15 protein-coding genes and 5 tRNA genes are annotated in these 19,554 nt (G+C 56.8%); 11 read left to right on the forward strand and 9 right to left on the reverse strand.

What is annotated here, in order from left to right:
* Positions 1–4: 4 nt before the first annotated feature.
* From ACN0VL_RS09575 to ACN0VL_RS09595, 5 genes are all read right to left on the reverse strand, one after another.
* A tRNA-Pro gene (locus tag ACN0VL_RS09575) sits at positions 5–81 on the reverse strand.
* A 27-nt stretch (positions 82–108) separates the two neighbouring features.
* Positions 109–185, reverse strand: a tRNA-Pro gene (locus tag ACN0VL_RS09580).
* A gap of 152 nt (positions 186–337) precedes the next feature.
* Positions 338–423: transfer RNA gene (locus ACN0VL_RS09585), tRNA-Leu, on the reverse strand.
* 33 nt (positions 424–456) lie between these two features.
* Positions 457–532: transfer RNA gene (locus ACN0VL_RS09590), tRNA-His, on the reverse strand.
* Positions 533–563: 31 nt separating this feature from the next.
* Positions 564–640 (reverse strand) — tRNA-Arg (locus tag ACN0VL_RS09595).
* Positions 641–865: 225 nt separating this feature from the next.
* Here ACN0VL_RS09595 and ACN0VL_RS09600 point away from each other — a divergent pair.
* The 11 genes from ACN0VL_RS09600 (at position 866) to ACN0VL_RS09650 (ending at position 16,001) form a co-directional block, all read left to right on the forward strand.
* Positions 866–1,432 (forward strand): TetR/AcrR family transcriptional regulator, encoded by a 567-nt coding sequence (locus tag ACN0VL_RS09600; RefSeq protein ID WP_417616789.1) that lies wholly within the window; start codon positions 866–868, stop codon positions 1,430–1,432.
* A 27-nt stretch (positions 1,433–1,459) separates the two neighbouring features.
* Complete coding sequence (locus tag ACN0VL_RS09605; RefSeq protein ID WP_417616791.1) at positions 1,460–2,599, forward strand: efflux RND transporter periplasmic adaptor subunit; 1,140 nt, start codon at positions 1,460–1,462, stop codon at positions 2,597–2,599.
* A gap of 12 nt (positions 2,600–2,611) precedes the next feature.
* On the forward strand, positions 2,612–5,689 hold the full coding sequence (locus tag ACN0VL_RS09610) for a multidrug efflux RND transporter permease subunit (protein WP_417616793.1): 3,078 nt from the start codon (positions 2,612–2,614) through the stop codon (positions 5,687–5,689).
* 78 nt (positions 5,690–5,767) lie between these two features.
* On the forward strand, positions 5,768–5,995 hold the full coding sequence (locus tag ACN0VL_RS09615; protein ID WP_417616795.1) for a DUF2798 domain-containing protein: 228 nt from the start codon (positions 5,768–5,770) through the stop codon (positions 5,993–5,995).
* Between the two features lie 50 nt (positions 5,996–6,045).
* Positions 6,046–6,246, forward strand: a complete 201-nt coding sequence (locus ACN0VL_RS09620) for a hypothetical protein (protein WP_417616797.1) — start codon at positions 6,046–6,048, stop codon at positions 6,244–6,246.
* A 130-nt stretch (positions 6,247–6,376) separates the two neighbouring features.
* Positions 6,377–7,276, forward strand: a complete 900-nt coding sequence (locus ACN0VL_RS09625; protein ID WP_417616799.1) for a DMT family transporter — start codon at positions 6,377–6,379, stop codon at positions 7,274–7,276.
* 70 nt (positions 7,277–7,346) lie between these two features.
* Positions 7,347–8,006: a GntR family transcriptional regulator gene (locus ACN0VL_RS09630; RefSeq protein ID WP_417616801.1), complete on the forward strand. Its 660-nt coding sequence runs from the start codon at positions 7,347–7,349 to the stop codon at positions 8,004–8,006.
* Positions 8,007–8,015: 9 nt separating this feature from the next.
* The gene (locus tag ACN0VL_RS09635; protein ID WP_417616803.1) at positions 8,016–9,806 is read left to right on the forward strand and encodes an aminopeptidase P family protein; all 1,791 of its coding nucleotides are present in this window, start codon (positions 8,016–8,018) and stop codon (positions 9,804–9,806) included.
* Between the two features lie 109 nt (positions 9,807–9,915).
* Complete coding sequence (gene pssA / locus ACN0VL_RS09640) at positions 9,916–11,265, forward strand: CDP-diacylglycerol--serine O-phosphatidyltransferase (RefSeq protein WP_417616805.1); 1,350 nt, start codon at positions 9,916–9,918, stop codon at positions 11,263–11,265.
* Between the two features lie 172 nt (positions 11,266–11,437).
* Positions 11,438–13,510 (forward strand): ATP-dependent DNA helicase RecG, encoded by a 2,073-nt coding sequence (recG, locus tag ACN0VL_RS09645; RefSeq protein WP_417616807.1) that lies wholly within the window; start codon positions 11,438–11,440, stop codon positions 13,508–13,510.
* Between the two features lie 445 nt (positions 13,511–13,955).
* Complete coding sequence (locus ACN0VL_RS09650; RefSeq protein ID WP_417616809.1) at positions 13,956–16,001, forward strand: hypothetical protein; 2,046 nt, start codon at positions 13,956–13,958, stop codon at positions 15,999–16,001.
* Between the two features lie 110 nt (positions 16,002–16,111).
* Here ACN0VL_RS09650 and ACN0VL_RS09655 read toward each other — a convergent pair whose 3' ends face one another.
* The 4 genes from ACN0VL_RS09655 to ACN0VL_RS09670 form a co-directional block, all read right to left on the reverse strand.
* Positions 16,112–17,002: a YiiD C-terminal domain-containing protein gene (locus ACN0VL_RS09655; protein ID WP_417616810.1), complete on the reverse strand. Its 891-nt coding sequence runs from the start codon at positions 17,000–17,002 to the stop codon at positions 16,112–16,114.
* 85 nt (positions 17,003–17,087) lie between these two features.
* Positions 17,088–17,525: a D-aminoacyl-tRNA deacylase gene (dtd, locus tag ACN0VL_RS09660; RefSeq protein ID WP_417616812.1), complete on the reverse strand. Its 438-nt coding sequence runs from the start codon at positions 17,523–17,525 to the stop codon at positions 17,088–17,090.
* The gene (gene pip, locus ACN0VL_RS09665) at positions 17,522–18,481 is read right to left on the reverse strand and encodes a prolyl aminopeptidase (RefSeq protein ID WP_417616814.1); all 960 of its coding nucleotides are present in this window, start codon (positions 18,479–18,481) and stop codon (positions 17,522–17,524) included. The genes dtd and pip overlap by 4 nt, the downstream gene beginning before the upstream one ends.
* Complete coding sequence (locus ACN0VL_RS09670) at positions 18,481–19,380, reverse strand: virulence factor BrkB family protein (protein ID WP_417616816.1); 900 nt, start codon at positions 19,378–19,380, stop codon at positions 18,481–18,483. The genes pip and ACN0VL_RS09670 overlap by 1 nt, the downstream gene beginning before the upstream one ends.
* Between the last annotated feature and the right edge of the window lie 174 nt (positions 19,381–19,554).

Below are 19,554 nucleotides of genomic sequence, written 5' to 3' on the forward strand. Positions count from 1 at the left end.
GAAGTGGTCGGCGTTGCAGGATTCGAACCTGCGACCCTCTGGTCCCAAACCAGATGCGCTACCAAGCTGCGCTAAACGCCGTAAAACTTTTATTACTACTTGCTAAACTGGTCGGCGTTGCAGGATTCGAACCTGCGACCCTCTGGTCCCAAACCAGATGCGCTACCAAGCTGCGCTAAACGCCGAAATCTTTTTTTATTCTTAATCTGCTATCGGGTCGCACCCTCTGATCCGCTTAATCCCAAAACAAGAGATGCGCTACCAAGCTGCGCTAAACGCCGATATAACTTATCTGCATTGTACTTATTCTAAGCACAATTACAACTTATTGAAGCAGTGGTGCGAAGGGGGGGACTTGAACCCCCACATCCAAAGGACACTAACACCTGAAGCTAGCGCGTCTACCAATTCCGCCACCCTCGCATATTGTACTGCTTCCAGACCTTGGCCTGAAACTGGGGTGACCGACGGGGCTCGAACCCGCGACAACCGGAATCACAATCCGGGACTCTACCAACTGAGCTACGGTCACCATTTTAAATTTTTATCGTCCAATGCATAGATGGCGCGCCCGACAGGATTCGAACCTGTGACCTCTGCCTCCGGAGGGCAGCGCTCTATCCAGCTGAGCTACGGGCGCTCGCATTTGGACGATGCGAATACTAAGACCCGGCCCCCTTCTTGTCCAGCACTTTTTCATAATAAAAGTGTGGCTGCTGCTTTTGTCGGCAGAGTGGTTGTTTTTTTATCTAAACTGACCAGGACGCCCTGGTGAGTAATTGACTTTCAGGTGAAAAGTTCTAATATCGCCCAAGATGAATGAACGTTCATTCACTTTTCTTTTAACACTGATAACGGTAATGCGATGCCTGATAAACGTGAACGTATTTTAAGCTCCGCCGAGGCGCTGATCGCCCGTCGGGGTTTTCATGGTATCTCGATGCAGCAGGTGGCAAAGCAAGCCAATGTGGCCACAGGTACCATTTATCGTTATTTCGCTGATAAAGAGACGCTGTTGCGTTGCCTGCATGAAGAACGCCTGCGCGGTGCCTCGGCCGCCATCCTGCAAAACGTGGATGCCACAGAACCAAACTATGTCCAGTTTCGCCAGCTTTGGCTCAACACCATGCATTATTTGCGGTCCAGCCCCGACAGCCTTTGCTATCGCGTGCAGTATGAAGCTTCTCCCCTGTTCAATCGGGAAGATGAACGGAAAATGGATGAGCGCTATTTTAAACCTGTGTATGAGTTCTTCGAGTGTGGTCGAGTCAACGGCCTGTTTCGCGACATGCCGGCCGAGCTGCTGGGCTTTCTGGCCCTCGAGAATTTAATGCTGCTGACACAGAAATGCACTAAAGGTTGTATCGAGCTCGATGATGCCCTGTATGAGCAACTGCTTGATGCCAGCTGGAACGCCATTCTTAAACGTTAATAATTAACAAAATGCGGGAGTAAACTAATGAAGAAATGGACTCTGTCCATGTTGTTGCTGGTGATCATCATCTTCGGCAGCGTCATCGGCTTTAACTTGTTTAAACAAAAGATGATGGGGCAATACTTTGCCAATATGCCGGTGCCCAGCTTCCCGGTCACCACCACTGAAATTGTGCCTCAGGACTGGACTCCCCGCATTGCAGCCATTGGTTTTATCGAACCCATTCAGGGTATTAATATCAGCAACGAGGCGGCGGGTATCGTCAGGGCGATTCATTTTGAATCCGGCCAGCAGGTCACCACCGACGATATTCTGCTGGAGCTGGATGCCGATGTGGAAAAGGCCAACCTGCGCAGTGCCCAGGGGCGTTTGCCTGCGGTACAGGCCAATCTGAAACGGATGCGCCAGTTGTTTGCTCGCGGCTCCGTCTCTCAGGGCCAGCTGGATGATGCCCAGGCCAGCTACCAGGAACTGATCGGTCAGGTTGATTCGCTGAAGGCCACCATAGCACGCCGCACCATTCGTGCCCCCTTCGACGGTGTCATGGGTATTCGCAATGCCTTTTTGGGCCAGTACCTGAATGCCGGTACCGATATTGCGCGCCTGGAAGATATCAGCCAGTTCCGCATTCGCTTTACCATTCCCCAGACCCGCATCGCCGATATCGCCGTGGGTCAGTCTTTGAATATCTTCGTTGATGCCTATCCCGACACCCCCTTTGACGGCGAGATCACCGCCATCGAGCCGCAAATCAACCCCGGCTCGGGCGTAGTCCAGGTGCAGGCAAGCATTCCCAACCAGGACGGCAAGTTGCGCTCCGGCATGTTTGCCAAACTGGATGTGCAGTTGCCTACTCGGACCGAGCAGATTTTAGTGCCTCAGCATGCCATCAACTTCACCCTCTATGGTCAGACCGTTTACGTGGTCGAAGCACAGCAGCCTGAACAAGGTAGCGAAAAAGCCGAGGGCGAAGCGGTACTGGTGGCGAAACAACGCGTGATCGAGGTCGCCGAGCGGGAAGAAGACTATGCGCGAGTCGTTAAAGGCCTGAAAGCGGGCGAAACCATAGTGACCTCGGGTCAGGTGCGTTTATCCAACGGCAGCCATGTGAAGCCGGTGGCCAGCGATGCACTCGACACGCCTGAGTCGGCGCCCCAGCTGTAAGCGGAGAATACGATGCGTTTTACCGATATATTTATTAAACGGCCGGTGCTGGCCGTTTCGATCAGCCTGCTGATCGTGCTGCTGGGGCTACAGGCCCTGCAGAAAATGCAGGTACGCGAATACCCCGAAATGACCAACACAGTGATTACCGTCAATACCGGTTATTTCGGCGCCAGCGCCGATCTGATCCAGGGCTTTATTACCCAGCCGCTGGAACAGGCCATCGCCCAGGCCGATAACATCGACTTCATGAGCTCCAGCAGCAGTAATGGCAGCTCCAGCATTACCGTGCAGATGAAGTTGAACACCGACTCCAATGCCGCCCTGTCCGATATTCTGGCCAGGGTGAACTCGGTGCGATCGCAGCTGCCCCGCGAGGCCGAAGATCCCAGTCTGGAAATGACCACGGGTGCCTCTACCTCCATCATGTATATCGCCTTCAGTAGTGAAGAGCTGAACGCGCCTCAGATCAACGACTACCTGGAGCGGGTTATTCGGCCCCAGTTTTACTCGGTGGACGGGGTGGCCAAAATCAACCTGTTTGGTGGCGCCAAGTTTGCGCTGCGCATCTGGCTGGACCCGCTGCGCATGGCGGCTCACCAGCTGACCGCACCCGAGGTGTTGTCGGTCCTGCAAGCCAACAACTACCAGGCTGCAGCCGGCCGGGCGACCGGCTACTTCATGCTGTATAACAGCGATATTAATACCCAGATAGAAAATGCCGAACAACTGGAATCCCTGGTGGTGGCCACCCGGGACGATGCCGTAGTACGGCTGCGTGATATTGCCCAGGTGTCACTGGAGAAAAGCCATGACGTAGTGCGGGCCCTGGCGGACGGTCAGTCTGCGGTGATAATTGGCGTAGACCCGACCCCGTCTGCCAACCCGTTGAATGTGGCAGACAACGTACGTGCCATGTTGCCCGACCTTGAGCGCAACATGCCCGACACCATCGAAATGAAGTTGCTGTATGACGCGACCGACGCCATTAACGAGTCCATTAGTGAGGTGATTAAAACCATACTGGAAGCCTCGCTGATCGTGATTATCGTGATCACCCTGTTTCTGGGCTCTTTCCGTGCCGTGTTGATCCCGATTGTGACCATTCCGCTGTCACTGATTGGGGTGGCAATTTTAATGAGCGCCTTTGGCTTCAGTATCAACCTGATGACGCTGCTGGCCATGGTGCTGGCCATCGGTCTGGTGGTGGATGATGCCATCGTGGTGGTGGAAAACGTCGACCGCCACATCAAGGCCGGTGAACCGCCCTATCGGGCCGCCATTATTGGTACCCGTGAAATTGCGGTACCCGTGATTACCATGACCATCACCCTGGCGGCTGTCTATGCGCCCATCGCACTGATGAGCGGTATTACCGGCTCCTTGTTCAAAGAGTTTGCCCTGACGCTGGCCGGCGCCGTGTTTATCTCGGGCATAGTGGCCCTGACGCTGTCCCCCATGATGTGCTCCAAGCTGCTCAAGCCGCACGCCAACCCCAATCGTTTTGAGCGTGGTGTAGAGAACACCCTCGACAAAATCACCCGCGGTTATACCCGCATGCTGGATGCGGTACTGAACAAGCGCCCGGTGGTGATTGCCTTTGCGCTGATCGTGTTTGGTACCATGCCGGTGCTGTTCAGCTTTATTCCCAGCGAGCTGGCCCCCAGTGAAGACCGCGGCGCCTTCCTGATGATGGCCAAAGCCCCCAACTCCGCCAACCTCGATTACATCGAGAACAACATGCGCAAGGCGGTCGAGGTGCTGGATAAGGAAGATGGCCTGGCCACTTCGCTGACCATAGCCGGTGTGCCCAACGCCAACCAGGGTCTGGCGGTGGCCGTGCTCAAGTCCTGGAGCCAGCGTGACGGCCAGAAAGCCATTATCGACCGACTGACACCCGGATTGCAGGCCATCCCCTCGGTGGCGATCAGTGCCTTCGAGTTTCCCGAGCTGCCCGGTGCGTCCAGCGGTTTGCCCGTGCAGTATGTGCTGACCACGCCCAACTCCTTTGAAAGCCTGTATGAGGTGGCGGCCGAAGTATTGCAAAAGGTCAGCCAGAGTCCTCTGTTCGTGTACAGCGAGCTGGATCTGGCCTTTGACTCGGGCACCATGAAGATCAAGGTGAACCGTGACAAGGCGGGGGCCTATGGCATCACCATGCAAGACATCGCCATGACGCTGTCGACCATGATGAGTGACGGCTATATCAACCGCGTGGATCTGGATGGCCGCAGCTACGAGGTTATTCCCCAGGTCTACCGTAAAGACCGGCTCAACCCGGACTCCATCAATGACTACTATGTACGCGCCCACAATGGCGACATGGTGCCGCTGGCCAACCTGGTGTCCATTACCATGGAAGCCCAGCCCCGCTCCCTGCCCCATTACAACCAGCTGAACTCGGCCACCATAGGTGCCGTGTTGACGCCGGGGGTCTCCATGGGAGATGCCATTAACTTCCTGGAGCAGGATGTATCGGCCAACCTGCCCAATGGCTACAACCACGACTATCTGGGTGGCGCTCGTCAGTTTGTGAACGAAGGCAGCGCCTTGTACATGACCTTCCTGCTGGCCTTGTTCATCATCTTTCTGGTGCTGGCATCGCAGTTTGAAAGTGTGCGTGACCCCCTGGTGATCATGGTATCGGTGCCGCTGGCTATTTCCGGTGCCCTGATTGCCCTGGCATGGGGCCTGGCCTCCATGAACATTTATACTCAGGTGGGGTTAATTACCCTGGTCGGTATTATTACCAAGCACGGCATCCTGATGTGTGAGGTGGCGAAGGAAGAGCAGCTGAATAACGGCCTCGACCGCACCGAAGCCATTCGGGTTGCCGCCCGCATTCGTCTGCGTGCCATCTTGATGACCACAGCAGCCATGGTGGCCGGCCTGGTGCCGCTGCTGTTTGCGGTGGGTGCCGGTGCTATCTCGCGCTTTGGCATGGGTATCGTGATCGTGTCCGGCCTGAGCATAGGGACCCTGTTTACATTGTTCGTGCTGCCGGTGATCTATACCTTCCTGGCTTCACGACACAAGCCGCTGCCGGAGTTTGATGAAGATCAGGCACCCAAGATGCTGGAAACCCACTAACAACAACGGGGTGGCCTGCCTGCCAGGCCATCCCGATTCAGGTTGTGTTGATAAACATTAAGAGTAAGGAGCCCTGTTGTGATTGCCCGTAAATATCACAGGTATGTCGTCGCCTTTTTCATGTCGTTGCTGATGTCCGGCATCATGTCCTTTTCCATCACCACCTTTAATATCGATCTGACCGAGCAGCTGGTTTCGCGCTGGCTGGAGGCCTGGATGCTTGGCTTCACCATCGCCTTTCCTACCGTGCTGCTGATCGGCCCCCTGGTCTACGGCCTGGTTGAGCTGGTGGTAAAAGAGGAATAAGGGACGATTCGACCAGAATCATCCACTGTTCACCCACGAGGCGTAACATCATGATAATGTGGATACTGTTATTCGGCCTGGCCATTGCTGCCGCCTTGCTGGTGGTGCATCAAGGCCGCAACCAAAGCGACTTCACCCAGCGCCTGCAACGGCTGGAGGCCGACAACCAACAGCTGCGCCAGCGCGTTCAGGTACTGGAAGAACTGGTACTGGAAAAAGAAAAACAACGCCCCTTTGATGAACTGAAATAAGCCCACTCCACAGCTTGACTCCCTGCTGCACACGGTTGGGCTTGCTCCTGTTCACCGCTCTGCCTAGACTGCCCTTTTGTCTTCCTGCAGGCCCACTCTCAAGGCCTGCTCCCCGTAACAGAGTCAGCACATGAAAAATCAGAAAAAAGCCTATATCTACGGCCTGGGAGCCGTTGCTTGCTGGTCTACCGTGGCCACGGCGTTCAAGCTCTCGCTGGGCTACTTTTCACCGGCTCAGCTATTGCTGGTGGCCACCTTCAGCTCGGCACTGCTGTTACTGGGCATTCTGGCCTGGCAGGGCAAGCTGTCCCTGCTTGGCAGCACCTTCAAGGCGCGCCCCGGCTACTATCTACTGCTGGGGCTGATTAACCCTACCCTGTATTACCTGGTGCTGTTTCAGGCCTACGACCGACTGCCGGCACAACAGGCACAAACGCTGAATTATACCTGGGCCATTACCCTCACCCTGCTGGCGGTGCCCTTTCTGGGGCAGTCCATTCGCAGGCAAGACTGGATAGCCATACTGCTGGGCTATTTGGGCGCCATGGTGATTGCCACCAAAGGCGATTTGCTGAGCCTGAACTTCGAAGACCCGCTGGGGGTCGCCCTGGCGCTGTTCTCTACCCTGCTGTGGGCCGGGTACTGGATTTTGAATACCCGCCATCAGGGGGATGCCCTGGTCACCCTGACCTTGAGTTTCCTGCTGGCCCTGCCCCTGGTGCTGGTGGCCACCTCCTTGTGGTCCGATTTTCAGTTAACGGCCTGGCAAGGCTGGGTGGGTGCCATTTATGTCGGCGTGTTTGAAATGGGTTTCGCCTTTGTGCTGTGGCTGCTGGCCATGCGTCATGCCGAAAATACCGCTCGCATTTCCAATCTGATTTTTATTTCTCCCTTTGTGTCGCTGTTATTACTGCGCTTCCTGGTAGGAGAAGAAATCTATCCGGCGACTCTGGTCGGGCTGTTAATGATAGTCGCGGCGCTGCTGATCCAGCAGTTGAAGACACGTCCGGCCAAGGCCATGGAGTCATGAATATCGCGGGTTTGCTAACCTTTGGCACCCAGAGTAAAGTGAATCCATTGCCAACCGTATACGAAACCCAATGAGTCGAGCACCCTACAAAACACTGACCCAGTCTGTGGTGGAGGTACTGCGAGCCCGCATTTTAAAAGGCGAGCTGGGCGCGGGTACCCCGCTGCGCCAGGACACGCTCGCGCAGGAGCTTAACGTAAGCCGAGTACCGGTGCGTGAGGCGCTGATGCAGCTGGAAGTACAAGGGCTGGTGCGGTTTGAGGCCCATCGCGGCGCCGTGGTGACCGAGCTGGACGCCGGTGCCATCGACGAGCTGTTTTATCTGCGCGCCATGCTCGAAAGTGACATCCTGTTTCACGCCTGCGATCGGTTAACCGAAACCGATTTTCAACAGGCCGAACAGGTACTGGCCGAATTTGATCAGATAGTGGAAACCAGCAGCCATATTGAACGCTGGAGTGAGCTGAACCGCCGCTTTCACACCGCACTCTATGGGCCGGCACAGCGGCCGCGCACCCTGGCGCTGATCGAGCAAATCAACCTCAGCTGTGACCGCTACATTCAGCTGGAACTGCTGCATTCTCGTGAGGGCATCATGACCGCCGAGCGAGAGCATACCCAGCTGCTGCAACTGTGCCGGGCACGACGCAAATTTGAAGCCGCCGCCCTGCTAAAACAACACATAGAAGCGGCGGGCCAGTCTATCAAGCAATTACTTCATTCTCGCTAAGGAGCCCTCATGACACATGCCCATCGCCTGGCGGCCGTTCGCCGCAGCATGGCCGAACAAGGCATCCATGCCTTTATTGTGCCTCACGACGACGAACATTTAGGTGAATACATTCCGCCCTATGCCGCACGGCTGGACTGGATCAGTGGCTTTACCGGCTCGGCCGGTGCCGCCGTGGTGCTGGCCGACAAGGCCGCGATGTTCGTTGATGGCCGCTACACGGTCCAGGTTCGCCACCAGTGCGACCCGTCGCTGTTTGGCTATCATCACCTGATTGACGAGCCTTACCTGGACTGGCTGCTGAGCGAACTCGACGCCGGCGACACTGTGGGCTTTGACCCCAGATTGCACAGCCAGCACTGGCATCAGAATGCCAAGGCCAGGCTGGCCGAGCACAATATCACCCTGGTACCCCTGGCCAGCAACCTGATTGACGAACACTGGCAGGACAGACCCCAGCCCGATAGTCATCCGGCACTGTTACTCAGCCAGGACTATAGTGGCCAGCACAGCGAAGCCAAGCGCAGCCGCATTGCCGATACCCTGGCCGCCCAGCGCATTGACGCCCAGCTGCTGACTCAGGCCGAACCCATTAACTGGCTGCTGAACATCCGTGGTCGCGACATTGACTGTTTGCCCGTGGTGCTGAGCTTTGCCCTCTTGCATCGGGATGGCGCCGTGCAACTGTTTGCCGACCCGGCCAAGTTTGCCGATCTCGACCTGCAGGCTCATTGCGGCCAAAACGTCAGCTTGCTGCCCTTCAATGAACTGGCCAGCGCGCTGCAAGCCCTGGGTAACAGGCAGGCGCGGGTGCAACTTGATCCCCATACCGCCAACGCCTGGAGTGCGCTACTGTTGAGTGAGGCCGGTGCCGAGCTGGTGTTTGCCGAAGACCCCTGCATGCTGCCCAAGGCCTGTAAAAACCCGGTAGAAGTGAACGGCAGCCGTGCCGCGCATTTGCGCGATGGTGCCGCCGTCAGCCGTTTTCTGGCCTGGCTGGATCGCCGCCTGGATGAACCCAACCCGGAACAGGAAGACGAAGGCACCCTGGCCGACAAGCTGGAAAGCCTGCGCGCCGAACTGCCGGAGTTCGTTGAGCCCAGCTTTAGTACCATTTCTGCGCTGGGCCCCAATGCGGCCATGTGCCACTATCATCACGACAACGGCACCCCACGCACCCTGGGCCAGGATGCGATTTATCTGGTGGACTCCGGCGGTCAGTATTTGGACGGCACCACCGACATCACGCGCACCGTCGCCGTGGGCGAGCCCGACGCAGAAATGCGCAAGCTGTTTACCCTGGTGTTACGGGGCCATATCGATCTGGCCTGTGCCCGTTTTCCGGCCGGCACCGGCGGCCAGCAACTCGACGCCCTGGCGCGTATGCCCTTGTGGCAACAGGGCTACAACTTCGACCATGGCACCGGCCATGGTGTGGGCCATTACCTGAGCGTACACGAAGGGCCACAGCGTATTTCACCCAAAGGCAGCATGGTTGCCCTGACCACCGGCATGATAGTGTCTAACGAGCCGGGCTATTATCGCGAAGATGGTTTTGGCATTCGCTGCGAAAACCTGCAGGTGGTGCAGCCAGCCGATCTGAATGGTGATATTCCGGTGTTCGAGTTTGAAACCCTGACCTTCGTGCCCTTCGATCGTCGCCTGATTGACAGCCACTGGCTCGAAGCCAGACACATCACCTGGCTGAACCAGTATCACCGCCAGGTATGGGAGAACATCAGCCCACAACTCGACGGTGATGATCTCGCCTGGTTAGAGCAGGCGACGCGCCCGATATAAGGCCAGTGGGGCGGTAATTTGCCGCCCCCCGCCAAAATTCGGTAAACTGCCTGCAAATATTGTCGCTTGAGTATGGTCTTGGGCGACAACCTATTAACCGGATCGATTTATGCCACTAGTTCATAACTACCGAACCTTGCTGCAGCGTCTGCCTGCATTGGCCATCAATGCCGAGCAGATGGATATTCTGCATTCAGCCCAGGGCTTCAAGCAAAGGTTGCTGGAACTGATTGCCGCCGCTCAACAGCGCATCTATCTGGTTGCGCTTTATTTGCAAGATGATGACGCCGGTCGGGAAATTCTGACCGCACTTTATGAGGCAAAGCAGGCCAACCCTGCACTGGATATTCGGCTGTTCGTCGATTTCCACCGGGCCCAGCGAGGCTTGATTGGCCATAAGGGCCAGGGCGGCAATCACAAGATGTATCAGGAGTTTGCCGAGCGTTATGCCGAGTCTATCGAGGTGTACGGCGTACCGGTGAAGAGCCGGGAAATACTGGGGGTATTGCACCTCAAGGGATTCGTGTTTGACGATACCCTGCTGTATTCCGGCGCCAGCCTCAACGATATTTATCTGCACCAGCAAGATCGTTATCGCTTTGATCGCTATCACCAGTTCAAGGATGCCAAACTGGCCGACGCCATGGTCGATTATATGGTGGGATTGTTTATCGACAACCCGGCCGTCCCGTTGCTGACTGCAGAACCGATCCCCACCGCGCGCCAGCTACGCCAGGTCATTCGCCAGTTCAAACAGCAGCTGAAGCGTACCCGGTATCAATTTGCCAATGAAACCCGGCAGCCAGGCCAGATTGCCGTCACGCCGCTGGCGGGCCTGGGTAAACTGGGCAACCGTCTCAACCGGGCCATCCGCACCACAGTGCGCAGCGCACAACAGCGCCTGTTTATCTGCACGCCCTATTTCAATTTGCCCAAGTCACTGGCCAAGGATATACGGGGCCTGCTGAAACGGGGCGTGGAAGTCACTCTGGTGATTGGTGACAAGACGGCCAACGATTTTTATATTCCGCCCGAGCAGCCGTTTCGTACCATAGGTGGCTTGCCCTACCTGTACGAAACCAACTTGCGCCGCTTTGCCCGCGCTCACCAGACCTCGATTTATCAGGGCAAGTTGAACATCATGTTGTGGCGTCACGAACGTAACTCCTATCATCTTAAAGGCCTGTTCGTGGATGACGATCTGGCGATGATTACCGGCAATAACCTCAACCCCCGCGCCTGGGGGCTGGATTTGGAAAACGGCCTCTTGCTGCAAGATCCCGAACAGTTATTGCAGCCCGACTTTGCGGCAGAAAAAGCCAATATTCTGCAGCACTGCCAGCGCATTGAGCACTTCTCGGAAATTGAAGAGGTCGCCGATTACCCCGCCCCGGTACAACGCCTGCTGAAACGCGTACAGCGCACCCGCGCCAACCTGCTGCTGAAAAGACTGCTGTAGACACAGCCGTACGTTTTACGCTGTACGCCATAAGTCAAAACGACACCGAGCTCTCAGAGTTCGGTGTTTTTCTTTAACTTACCGCGTACGGCGTATCGCGTACCGCTGCTCTTGCTGCCCTTTTAATTCCGGCTTTGCTATTCTCTGTATATATTTACAGGTTGGGGCCGTTATGAATCTGGACAAGATGTCCCTGAGTCTGCTCAAGGGCGTGGGCGACAAAATGCTGGAAAAACTGCACCGGCTGGGGCTGGAAACGGTGCAGGACTTGCTGTTTCACTTGCCGCTGCGCTACGAAGATCGCACTCGGGTGTATCCCATCGCCCAGCTGATGCCGGGCATGCATGTGTCTGTGGTGGGCGAGATTGTCGACTGCAATATCAGCTATGGCCGCAAGCGTATGCTGCTGTGCCGCATGCGTGATGACAGCGGCAGCCTGACCCTGCGCTTTTTCAACTTTGCGGCGGCCCAAAAAAACAACCTGACCGCGGGCACCCGGATCCGGGCCTTTGGCGAAGTGCGCCCCGGCCAGCACGGCCTGGAAATCATACATCCGGAATACAGCCTGCAACAGGGTGAGCAGCCGATTGCCAGCGAAACCAGCTTCACGCCTGTCTATGGTGCCACCGAAGGCTTGCGCCAAATCAGCCTGCGCCAACTGACCGATCAGGCGCTGGTGCTGATGGGCCAAACCCCCTTGCAGGAATGGCTGCCCCCGGGTTTGTACGACCGGCAAATAAGCCTGAATGCCGCCGTACAGCTGCTGCATCGCCCTCCGGCCGATGTGGCCCTGTTTGAACTCGAGCAAGGCACCCACTCCGCCCAGCAACGACTGATCATGGAAGAGCTGCTGGCCCATAACCTGTCGGTACTCAAGGTCAGAGAACAGAGCCAGTCGCACCAGGCTCGCGGCTTGACCTACCCCCGGCAATTAATCGACGATTTTCTGGCTCAACTGCCCTTCTCGCCCACCGGTGCCCAGCGGCGGGTAGTGGCAGAAATTAATGCCGACTTGCAAAAAAACGTGCCCATGATGCGGCTGGTACAAGGGGATGTCGGCTCGGGTAAAACCCTGGTAGCGGCACTGGCCGCCTTGCAGGTCATGGGCAATCAGGGCCAGGTGGCATTAATGGCTCCCACCGAGTTGCTGGCCGAACAGCATGCCAACAGCTTTGCCGCCTGGCTGTCGCCGCTCGGCATACAGGTGGGCTGGCTGGCGGGCAAGGTAAAAGGCAAGGCACGAGCCGAACAGCTGGAGCGGCTGGCCAGTGGCGAACTGGGCATGATAGTGGGCACCCATGCGCTCTTTCAGGAGCAAGTACAGTTTAACGCCCTGGAGCTGGTGATTATCGACGAACAGCACCGCTTTGGGGTACACCAGCGCCTGGCCCTGCGCGAAAAAGGCAGCCAGGGTGAGTTTTACCCCCACCAGCTGATCATGACCGCTACCCCCATCCCTCGCACCCTGGCCATGACCGCCTACGCGGATCTGGATACCTCCGTGATTGACGAACTGCCCCCGGGGCGAACGCCGGTGACCACTGTGGCCATGCCGGATACCCGCCGCGAAGACATAGTCGCTCGCGTACGCGAGGTGTGCCGCGAGCAAGGCCGCCAGGCCTACTGGGTGTGCACCCTGATTGATGAGTCGGAGGTACTGGAATGCCAGGCGGCGGAAGATACCGCCACCGAGCTGGCCGCCCAGCTGCCGGAGCTGAAAATCGGCCTGGTGCACGGGCGCATGAAGGCGGCAGAAAAGCAGGCGGTAATGGCCGACTTCAAGGCCGGCCAGCTGGATCTGCTGGTGGCCACCACCGTCATTGAAGTGGGGGTGGATGTACCCAATGCCTCGCTAATGATCATCGAAAACCCCGAACGCCTGGGGTTGGCCCAGTTGCACCAGTTGCGCGGCCGGGTCGGCCGGGGGGCCGTGGCCTCCCATTGCGTGTTGCTGTATCACGCCCCCCTTACCAAGACCGCCAGCCAGCGGCTGGGCGTGCTGCGCGATACCAACGATGGCTTTGTTATTGCACAGAAAGACCTGGAGATTCGCGGTCCCGGCGAGCTGCTGGGCACCAGGCAAACCGGCCTGGCGGATCTGAAGATTGCCGATCTGATACGCGATCAACACCTGTTGCCCGAAATACAGCGCCTGGCGCGCTACCTGGTCGACAATCACCCGCAAGTGGTCGCGCCCATCATTCGCCGCTGGCTGGGAGAGCGGGATCATTACGGCAAGGTCTGAAAACACAGCGGTAAGCGATAAGCGATAAGCTTACCGCTTGGAAGAAAGTTCAAAGGCCATTGCCATGAAAAAAATCGAGCGATGGGTAAAGAGTGAAGGGGACGAGCCAAGCCAACCCCAAGCTGCCAGAAGCGGGGTTTGTAGGCGAACGCTTGCTCTCGCATTTCGCCGCAGGCGGAACCTATTGACTACACCAGACCAAAACCTAATGCTATTTTTGTCACGACTCTTTGTTACGAGAAGCACAGAAACCACGGAAGAAGAACGACAAGACAACAACGAAAAGGCATATTAATTACAATATCTTATCCATCAATCGTCCGCTTTTTATCCTGGTGGTTTCTTTCCGTGGATTCCGTGGCGAAACGTCTTTTATCTTTAGCTGACAGCTTACCGCTGACGGCTTAACGCTGCCCGAAGGGCCTGGAATGTTAAAGGTATTCCCATGAAGAAGCTGGCCAAATATCTGTTGGTGTTGGGACTGGTGATACTGCTGGCCGGCTGGCTGCTGCTGAGTGTGTTTGATGCCAACCAGTTGAAAAAGCCGGTGCTGAGCTGGCTTAATGAGCACACCGAAATCAACCTCTCGATAGGCAACCTGGAGTTTAACCCGCTGCATCCCTATACCCTGCTGGCCGAGGATGTGCAGCTGGGGGACTGGTTTCGTGCTCGCCAGGTGTATGTGCAGCTGGCCACACTGTCGCCACTGTCGGGGCACACGCGCATTGCGACGCTCGATCTCATCGACGCCAACCTGCGGCTGGACCATGCCACCGAGCTGGTATTACCGGATAATCTTGCCAATATCAGCATAGATGAACTGAACGGCAAAAACGTCAGTCTGAGCTGGCAAGCCTGGGAAGCCAAGGGCGCCGACCTCACCATCAGGCACTGGCAACCCCGACGGGAGGGTGCATGGCAGTGGTGGTCTGATTTTACGCTGGACGGCCAGCTGCGCCAGCTGACCCACCCCGATATGGCCATGGCACAAATCAGCTTCAATGGTCAGCTTGCCCGACAGCAACTACAGCTGACCCGCCTGCAAAGTCGCCTGTTCGACGGCCTGCTGGATACCCGCCTGACGTTAAACCTGCCCAGGCAGGAGGTCACCCTCACCGCGCCGTCATTCAGCCATAATCGCCTGCAGTTCGATCGGTTACCACAACTGGCCTCCGGCTGGACGCTGTTACTGAACCGTGCCGAACTGAACGATGTCAGCATTACCAGTCCCTTGCTGACCAGTAACGGTATCAAGGGCGAACTGCCTTATCTTGAATGGCAGGCCGGCGGCCTGCCCGAAGCCAGGGCAAGGTGGCAAGCCGATGAGGCCGTGCTGGACTGGCTACGCCTGGACAAACACGGCGGCGAGCTGCTGAGCAGCCGCGAACAACTGGGCCTGTCCCTGAACGGCCAGGCCTATGAAGGCACCTTCAACAGCGAGCTGCGCTGGACGCCTCAGCAAGCACGACTGGACATAGACATGCTGGAGCTGCAGGGCAACAAACTGGTTTGGCAGCCCGATTTGTATTGGCCCACCCCCGATGTACGCCTGCATAAACTGAATGTCAGCCGGGGCGAGCTGCTGTCACTGGATGATGCCCTGCCGTTATCGATATGGGGCGGAGATCTGTTTGTGGCGGATTTAGCCTGGTCTGCCGGCCAATGGCGCCCGTTAAGCGAGCAGGCCCGGATAGAAGCCCGCTGGGATGAAATCGCGTATAACAGCCTGATCGCACGCCAGGGCCTGGCCAAGGCGCGACTGGATGATACCCATCTGATTCTGGAGCAGCTGTCCACCGAGGCCCTGGACGGCCAGCTGTCGGTGAGCGGCCAGATCGGGCGTTATGCACCCCACTCGGGAACGCTGCGCCTTGATGGCCAGTCTCTGGCCTTGCGGCCGCTGAGCCGCTGGCTGAACGGTGATCGCGGATTTGCTGGCACCCTTGATATCCAGGCCGCACTCGATGGTGATCTGCAACGGGCCAGTAGCTGGCAGGGACAACTGGCGATCCATGGTCGGGATATTTTTATTGAAAAACTCGGGCTGGATACCTGGCTCAAGAACCGGCTGGGTGAAGACTATAGGCATGAAAAGGCGGTCGACCCTGTGCTGGCGGCGCTGGATTTGGCCCAGAGTGATGGCTTTATTTATCAGGCCCGGCTGGCCGGCCCCGTTAATCGGGGCCGCTGGCGGCTTGATAACAGCGCCTTGCAGAGCGTGCGCCATTTGCTCGCCTTGCGCGGCAACGTAGACTTTTCCGGTAGCTGGCAGCTGCAGTTAGGGGTGATTAACGATCAGGGTTGCCGCGAGCTGGCCATCGCTCTCACCGATACCTGGCGCGCGCCGCGCCTCACCTTGCAGCAGCCCCCCCTCGCCACCCCCTGCCAGCCCTGGTATCAAGGTGAGGTGCCTTACCCCGATGCCGGGCTGCCCGGTCGTCTGATAGAAGCGGTGCGCAAACTGGATAATGGGAACAGCGCCGAGCGCTAAGCTCAACCTAAGGGTGTGGTGGGGTCGAATGCATTCGACCGATGTCAGGCCGTGCCACTCTTCCTGGTCGATTGAAATCGACCCTGAAAAAGACCGCCGCCCGCAGGGCCTCAGTGCGGCAAAATAACGTAACGTCCCTTGAAGATCGCGGCTTTTTGTTCGCCACTGTACAGCGTGACATCAAGATCAACCCGTACCCGTTCACCGGCTTGCAGCGGCAATAACTGCTCGCGCAGCCGACCCTGAACTTCGGCGGTAGGCTCATCCCATACCGGAGTGAGGTACTTGATCTCGCCACTGCCCTGCACTATATCGCCCGTGAGACCAAATTCCTGCATTTGCAGCCAAATCAGCCCCCAGCCGGTCAACACGCACTGGCTGTAAATGCTGCCGGCAAACATGGACTCATGCATGTTGAGGTTGGCGGTCAGGTTGCCTTTGGTCTTGAAACGACTACCGGTGTATTGAATGATCTTGATGCCCATTTTTTCACTGATGGGAATGCGTCTGTGCCAACGGCGTTGCAGCTCGTCACACAGCTCGGGGCAGTGGCGGATCTGGTGGATGGAGGTCAAGGCCTTGATCATCTGCCGATGGGGAATTTTGCCAAAGCTGATCGGGCCTTCGCCGACCACAGTAAAACCACAACGACCATAAAATGCCACCGCCTCTTCACGCGCATTCATCACCAGTCGTTTGGCTCCCTGCTGGCGTGCCACCTGCTCGAGCGCCTGCACCATGCGCGTACCCAGGCCGATATCACGACACTCGGGCACCACGGCCATAAAACGAATTTGTGCTTCGTCGCCGCTCACATACAGACGCCCTACGGCGACCAGCTTGCCGTTGTTGTCCACCATCATGCGATGCAGGGCATATTCATCAAACTCGTCTCGCTCCGAGCCCCTGGGCTGCTGCCAGGGCTTGCGCAGCAATTGCCAGCGCAGTTGATAGTAAGATTCAAGTTCCGCTTCCGTTTGCGGGGTGACCACACGATACATGGTCTGCTCCTGTTAACATTATTTATAAAGTCTGCCCCTGAGGTGACAGACAAAGGCATTTCATTATTAGAATGGCGATGCGAGATCAGGCTTGCAGCCAGAAGGTCACCGGTCCGTCGTTGACCAGGCTGACCTGCATATCGGCGGCAAAGCGTCCGGTGGCGGTGGTAATGCCCTGCTCCTGCGCCGCGGTCACAAAGTAGTGATACCAATATTCGGCATCTGCAGGGGCGGCACCACTGGAAAAGCCGGGCCGCAACCCGCTGTTGGTATCGGCCGCCAGAGTAAATTGTGATACCACCAGCAGGCTGCCACCCGCCTGACGCACGTTCAGGTTCATCTTGCCCGCATCGTCACTGAAGACTCGATACCCCAGCACCTTGCGCAGCAGTTTGTCGGCATTCACTTGCTGGTCGTTACGTTCAACCCCCAGCAGTACCAACAACCCCGGGCCTATGCTGCCCACGGTTTTATCGGCCACCGTCACCGACGCAGAGCTCACTCGCTGGATCAGGGCTATCATGATTTCGCCAGCTCCTTCGCCATGTGATCGGTCGCCTTGATCAGGGCATCTATAATACCCGGTTCGAAGGCAGAATGTCCGGCTCCCGGCACTATTTGCAGTATTAATTCTGGCCAGTGTGTTGCCAGCTTGGCGGCCGCCGCAGGTTTGCAAATAGCGTCATATCGACCGTGAACCAGAATGGCGGGCAGATCACGCAGCTTGCCAAGCTGGCGAATAATATAATTTTCTTCTATAAAACAATTATTTATAAAGTAGTGACATTCAATTCTGGCCAGCGCCAGGGCGGCATGGGCTTCGCCATAATACTCCTGGGCATCCACCCTGGGGAGCAAGGTAGAAATGCGGCCTTCCCAAATGGCCCAGGCCCGGGCCGCATTGAGTCGCGCCAGCTCGTTATTGCTGGTCAGCAGGCGGTAATAGTGGTTGAGCAGGTGGCGGGTATCTCCCTCCAGGGGCGCGATAAACTCCTGATAGTAATCGGGAAAGAGCTGTGCCGCACCGCCATCGGGCTGGTAGAGCCAGTGCAGGTCTTGCTGTCGTGCCAGAAACAGGCCGCGCAGCACCAGGCCGCGCACTCGTTCTCTGTGTTCAATGGCATAACACAGCGCCAGCGTTGAACCCCAGGAGCCACCAAACACCAGCCAGGACTCTACGCCCAGGGTCTCGCGTATCTGCTCTATATCCGCAATAAGCGCCTGAGTATGGTTGTCTGCCAGCTCGGCATGAGGCTCCGAGCGACCGGCACCACGCTGATCGAACAGAATAATACGATAGCGCTCGGGGTCGAAAAAGCGCCTGTGCTCCTCACTAATGCCCGCCCCCGGCCCGCCATGTATCAAGACGACGGGAATGCCGAGCGGGTTGCCACTTTCTTCCACATAAATCCGGTGGCGTTCCGTGACCGATAACCATTGCTGCTGGTAAGCACCAATACTGGGATACAGGGTTCGCATTAATCTATCTCCTCGTCGGCGTCGGGGTTCAGGTCTTCGAAGCGCTCTCCGCGCAAGCGCTCGTACTCGCCCAACCCTGCGGTTATTTCGGCTCCCAACAGTGCCACCATCCAGCTGAGGTACACCCAGACGAAAATAATGGGGATGGTCGCCAGGGTGCCGTAAATGGCTTCGTAAGACGGAAACTGCACGATATAAAATGCAAAGGCCCGTTTTGCTATTTCAAATAGAAGCCCGGCGACCAGGGCTCCGCAGATAGCATGGCTAAAGCGGACTCGGGTGTTGGGTACTACCATATAAAACACTACAAACATCAAGGTAGAAAGGATAAAAGGGAAGAGGGATAGTAATTGATCCCCCAACCCCAGCACGTCATTATCAAACAGCCGAATGGTGGTAATGTAGGAGGTCAGCACCAGACTGGCGCCCACCAAGATGGGCCCCAGGGTCAATATCATCCAGTAGGTGGCAAAGGCAACCGACACGCGCCGCTTCTCGGACACCCGCCAAATATAGTTGAAGTTCTGGTCGATGGCAGAAATCAGTAACATGGCGGTAAAGGCCAGTGCCGCTACCCCCACCGCCGTGGTTTTAGAGGCGTTATCGACAAAGCTCTGAATTTTCTCCTGTACGACATCGCCTGCGGCCGGCACAAAGTTGGTAAATACAAAATGCTGAATGGTCTCCCTTAACTCGGCAAACATGGGAAAGGCCGACATCATGGCAAACACCACCGCCAGCATAGGTACCAGCGACAGCAAGGTGATATAAGCCAGATAACCCGCCGTCACTTTCAGCCGATCATTTTGTATGCGCGTCAGCAGAAAACTGCCGAAATCCCGACCATGCTCGCGAATGAAATGCAGCCGGTGAAGGATCTGCGCAATAGCCTGACTCATGAGGACCTCAATTCATTCATAAATATGCCTTATTGTGGCAAATTACCCCATCACAGCGCCAGTCGGATATCTTTGGGCAGGCAATCTGGCTCACAAAACCAGGGGGATGGGCTGCTGTTCGGTGTTTTGCTGCTTGCCACTCACGCCTTGTACTTTTTTAGTTAAAAAAAGGGC

Source organism: Oceanisphaera sp. (assembly GCF_048268965.1).
GTDB lineage: Bacteria > Pseudomonadota > Gammaproteobacteria > Enterobacterales > Aeromonadaceae > Oceanimonas.

Coding starts and splice junctions, on each gene's coding strand:
- ACN0VL_RS09630 (WP_417616801.1), top strand. CDS start 7,347: ATGAGTCGAGCACCCTACAAAACACTGACCCAGTCTGTGGTGGAGGTA.
- ACN0VL_RS09600 (WP_417616789.1), top strand. CDS start 866: ATGCCTGATAAACGTGAACGTATTTTAAGCTCCGCCGAGGCGCTGATC.
- ACN0VL_RS09635 (WP_417616803.1), top strand. CDS start 8,016: ATGACACATGCCCATCGCCTGGCGGCCGTTCGCCGCAGCATGGCCGAA.
- ACN0VL_RS09620 (WP_417616797.1), top strand. CDS start 6,046: ATGATAATGTGGATACTGTTATTCGGCCTGGCCATTGCTGCCGCCTTG.
- recG (WP_417616807.1), top strand. CDS start 11,438: ATGAATCTGGACAAGATGTCCCTGAGTCTGCTCAAGGGCGTGGGCGAC.
- pip (WP_417616814.1), bottom strand. CDS start 18,481: ATGCGAACCCTGTATCCCAGTATTGGTGCTTACCAGCAGCAATGGTTA.
- ACN0VL_RS09625 (WP_417616799.1), top strand. CDS start 6,377: ATGAAAAATCAGAAAAAAGCCTATATCTACGGCCTGGGAGCCGTTGCT.
- ACN0VL_RS09650 (WP_417616809.1), top strand. CDS start 13,956: ATGAAGAAGCTGGCCAAATATCTGTTGGTGTTGGGACTGGTGATACTG.
- pssA (WP_417616805.1), top strand. CDS start 9,916: ATGCCACTAGTTCATAACTACCGAACCTTGCTGCAGCGTCTGCCTGCA.
- dtd (WP_417616812.1), bottom strand. CDS start 17,525: ATGATAGCCCTGATCCAGCGAGTGAGCTCTGCGTCGGTGACGGTGGCC.
- ACN0VL_RS09610 (WP_417616793.1), top strand. CDS start 2,612: ATGCGTTTTACCGATATATTTATTAAACGGCCGGTGCTGGCCGTTTCG.
- ACN0VL_RS09605 (WP_417616791.1), top strand. CDS start 1,460: ATGAAGAAATGGACTCTGTCCATGTTGTTGCTGGTGATCATCATCTTC.
- ACN0VL_RS09670 (WP_417616816.1), bottom strand. CDS start 19,380: ATGAGTCAGGCTATTGCGCAGATCCTTCACCGGCTGCATTTCATTCGC.
- ACN0VL_RS09655 (WP_417616810.1), bottom strand. CDS start 17,002: ATGTATCGTGTGGTCACCCCGCAAACGGAAGCGGAACTTGAATCTTAC.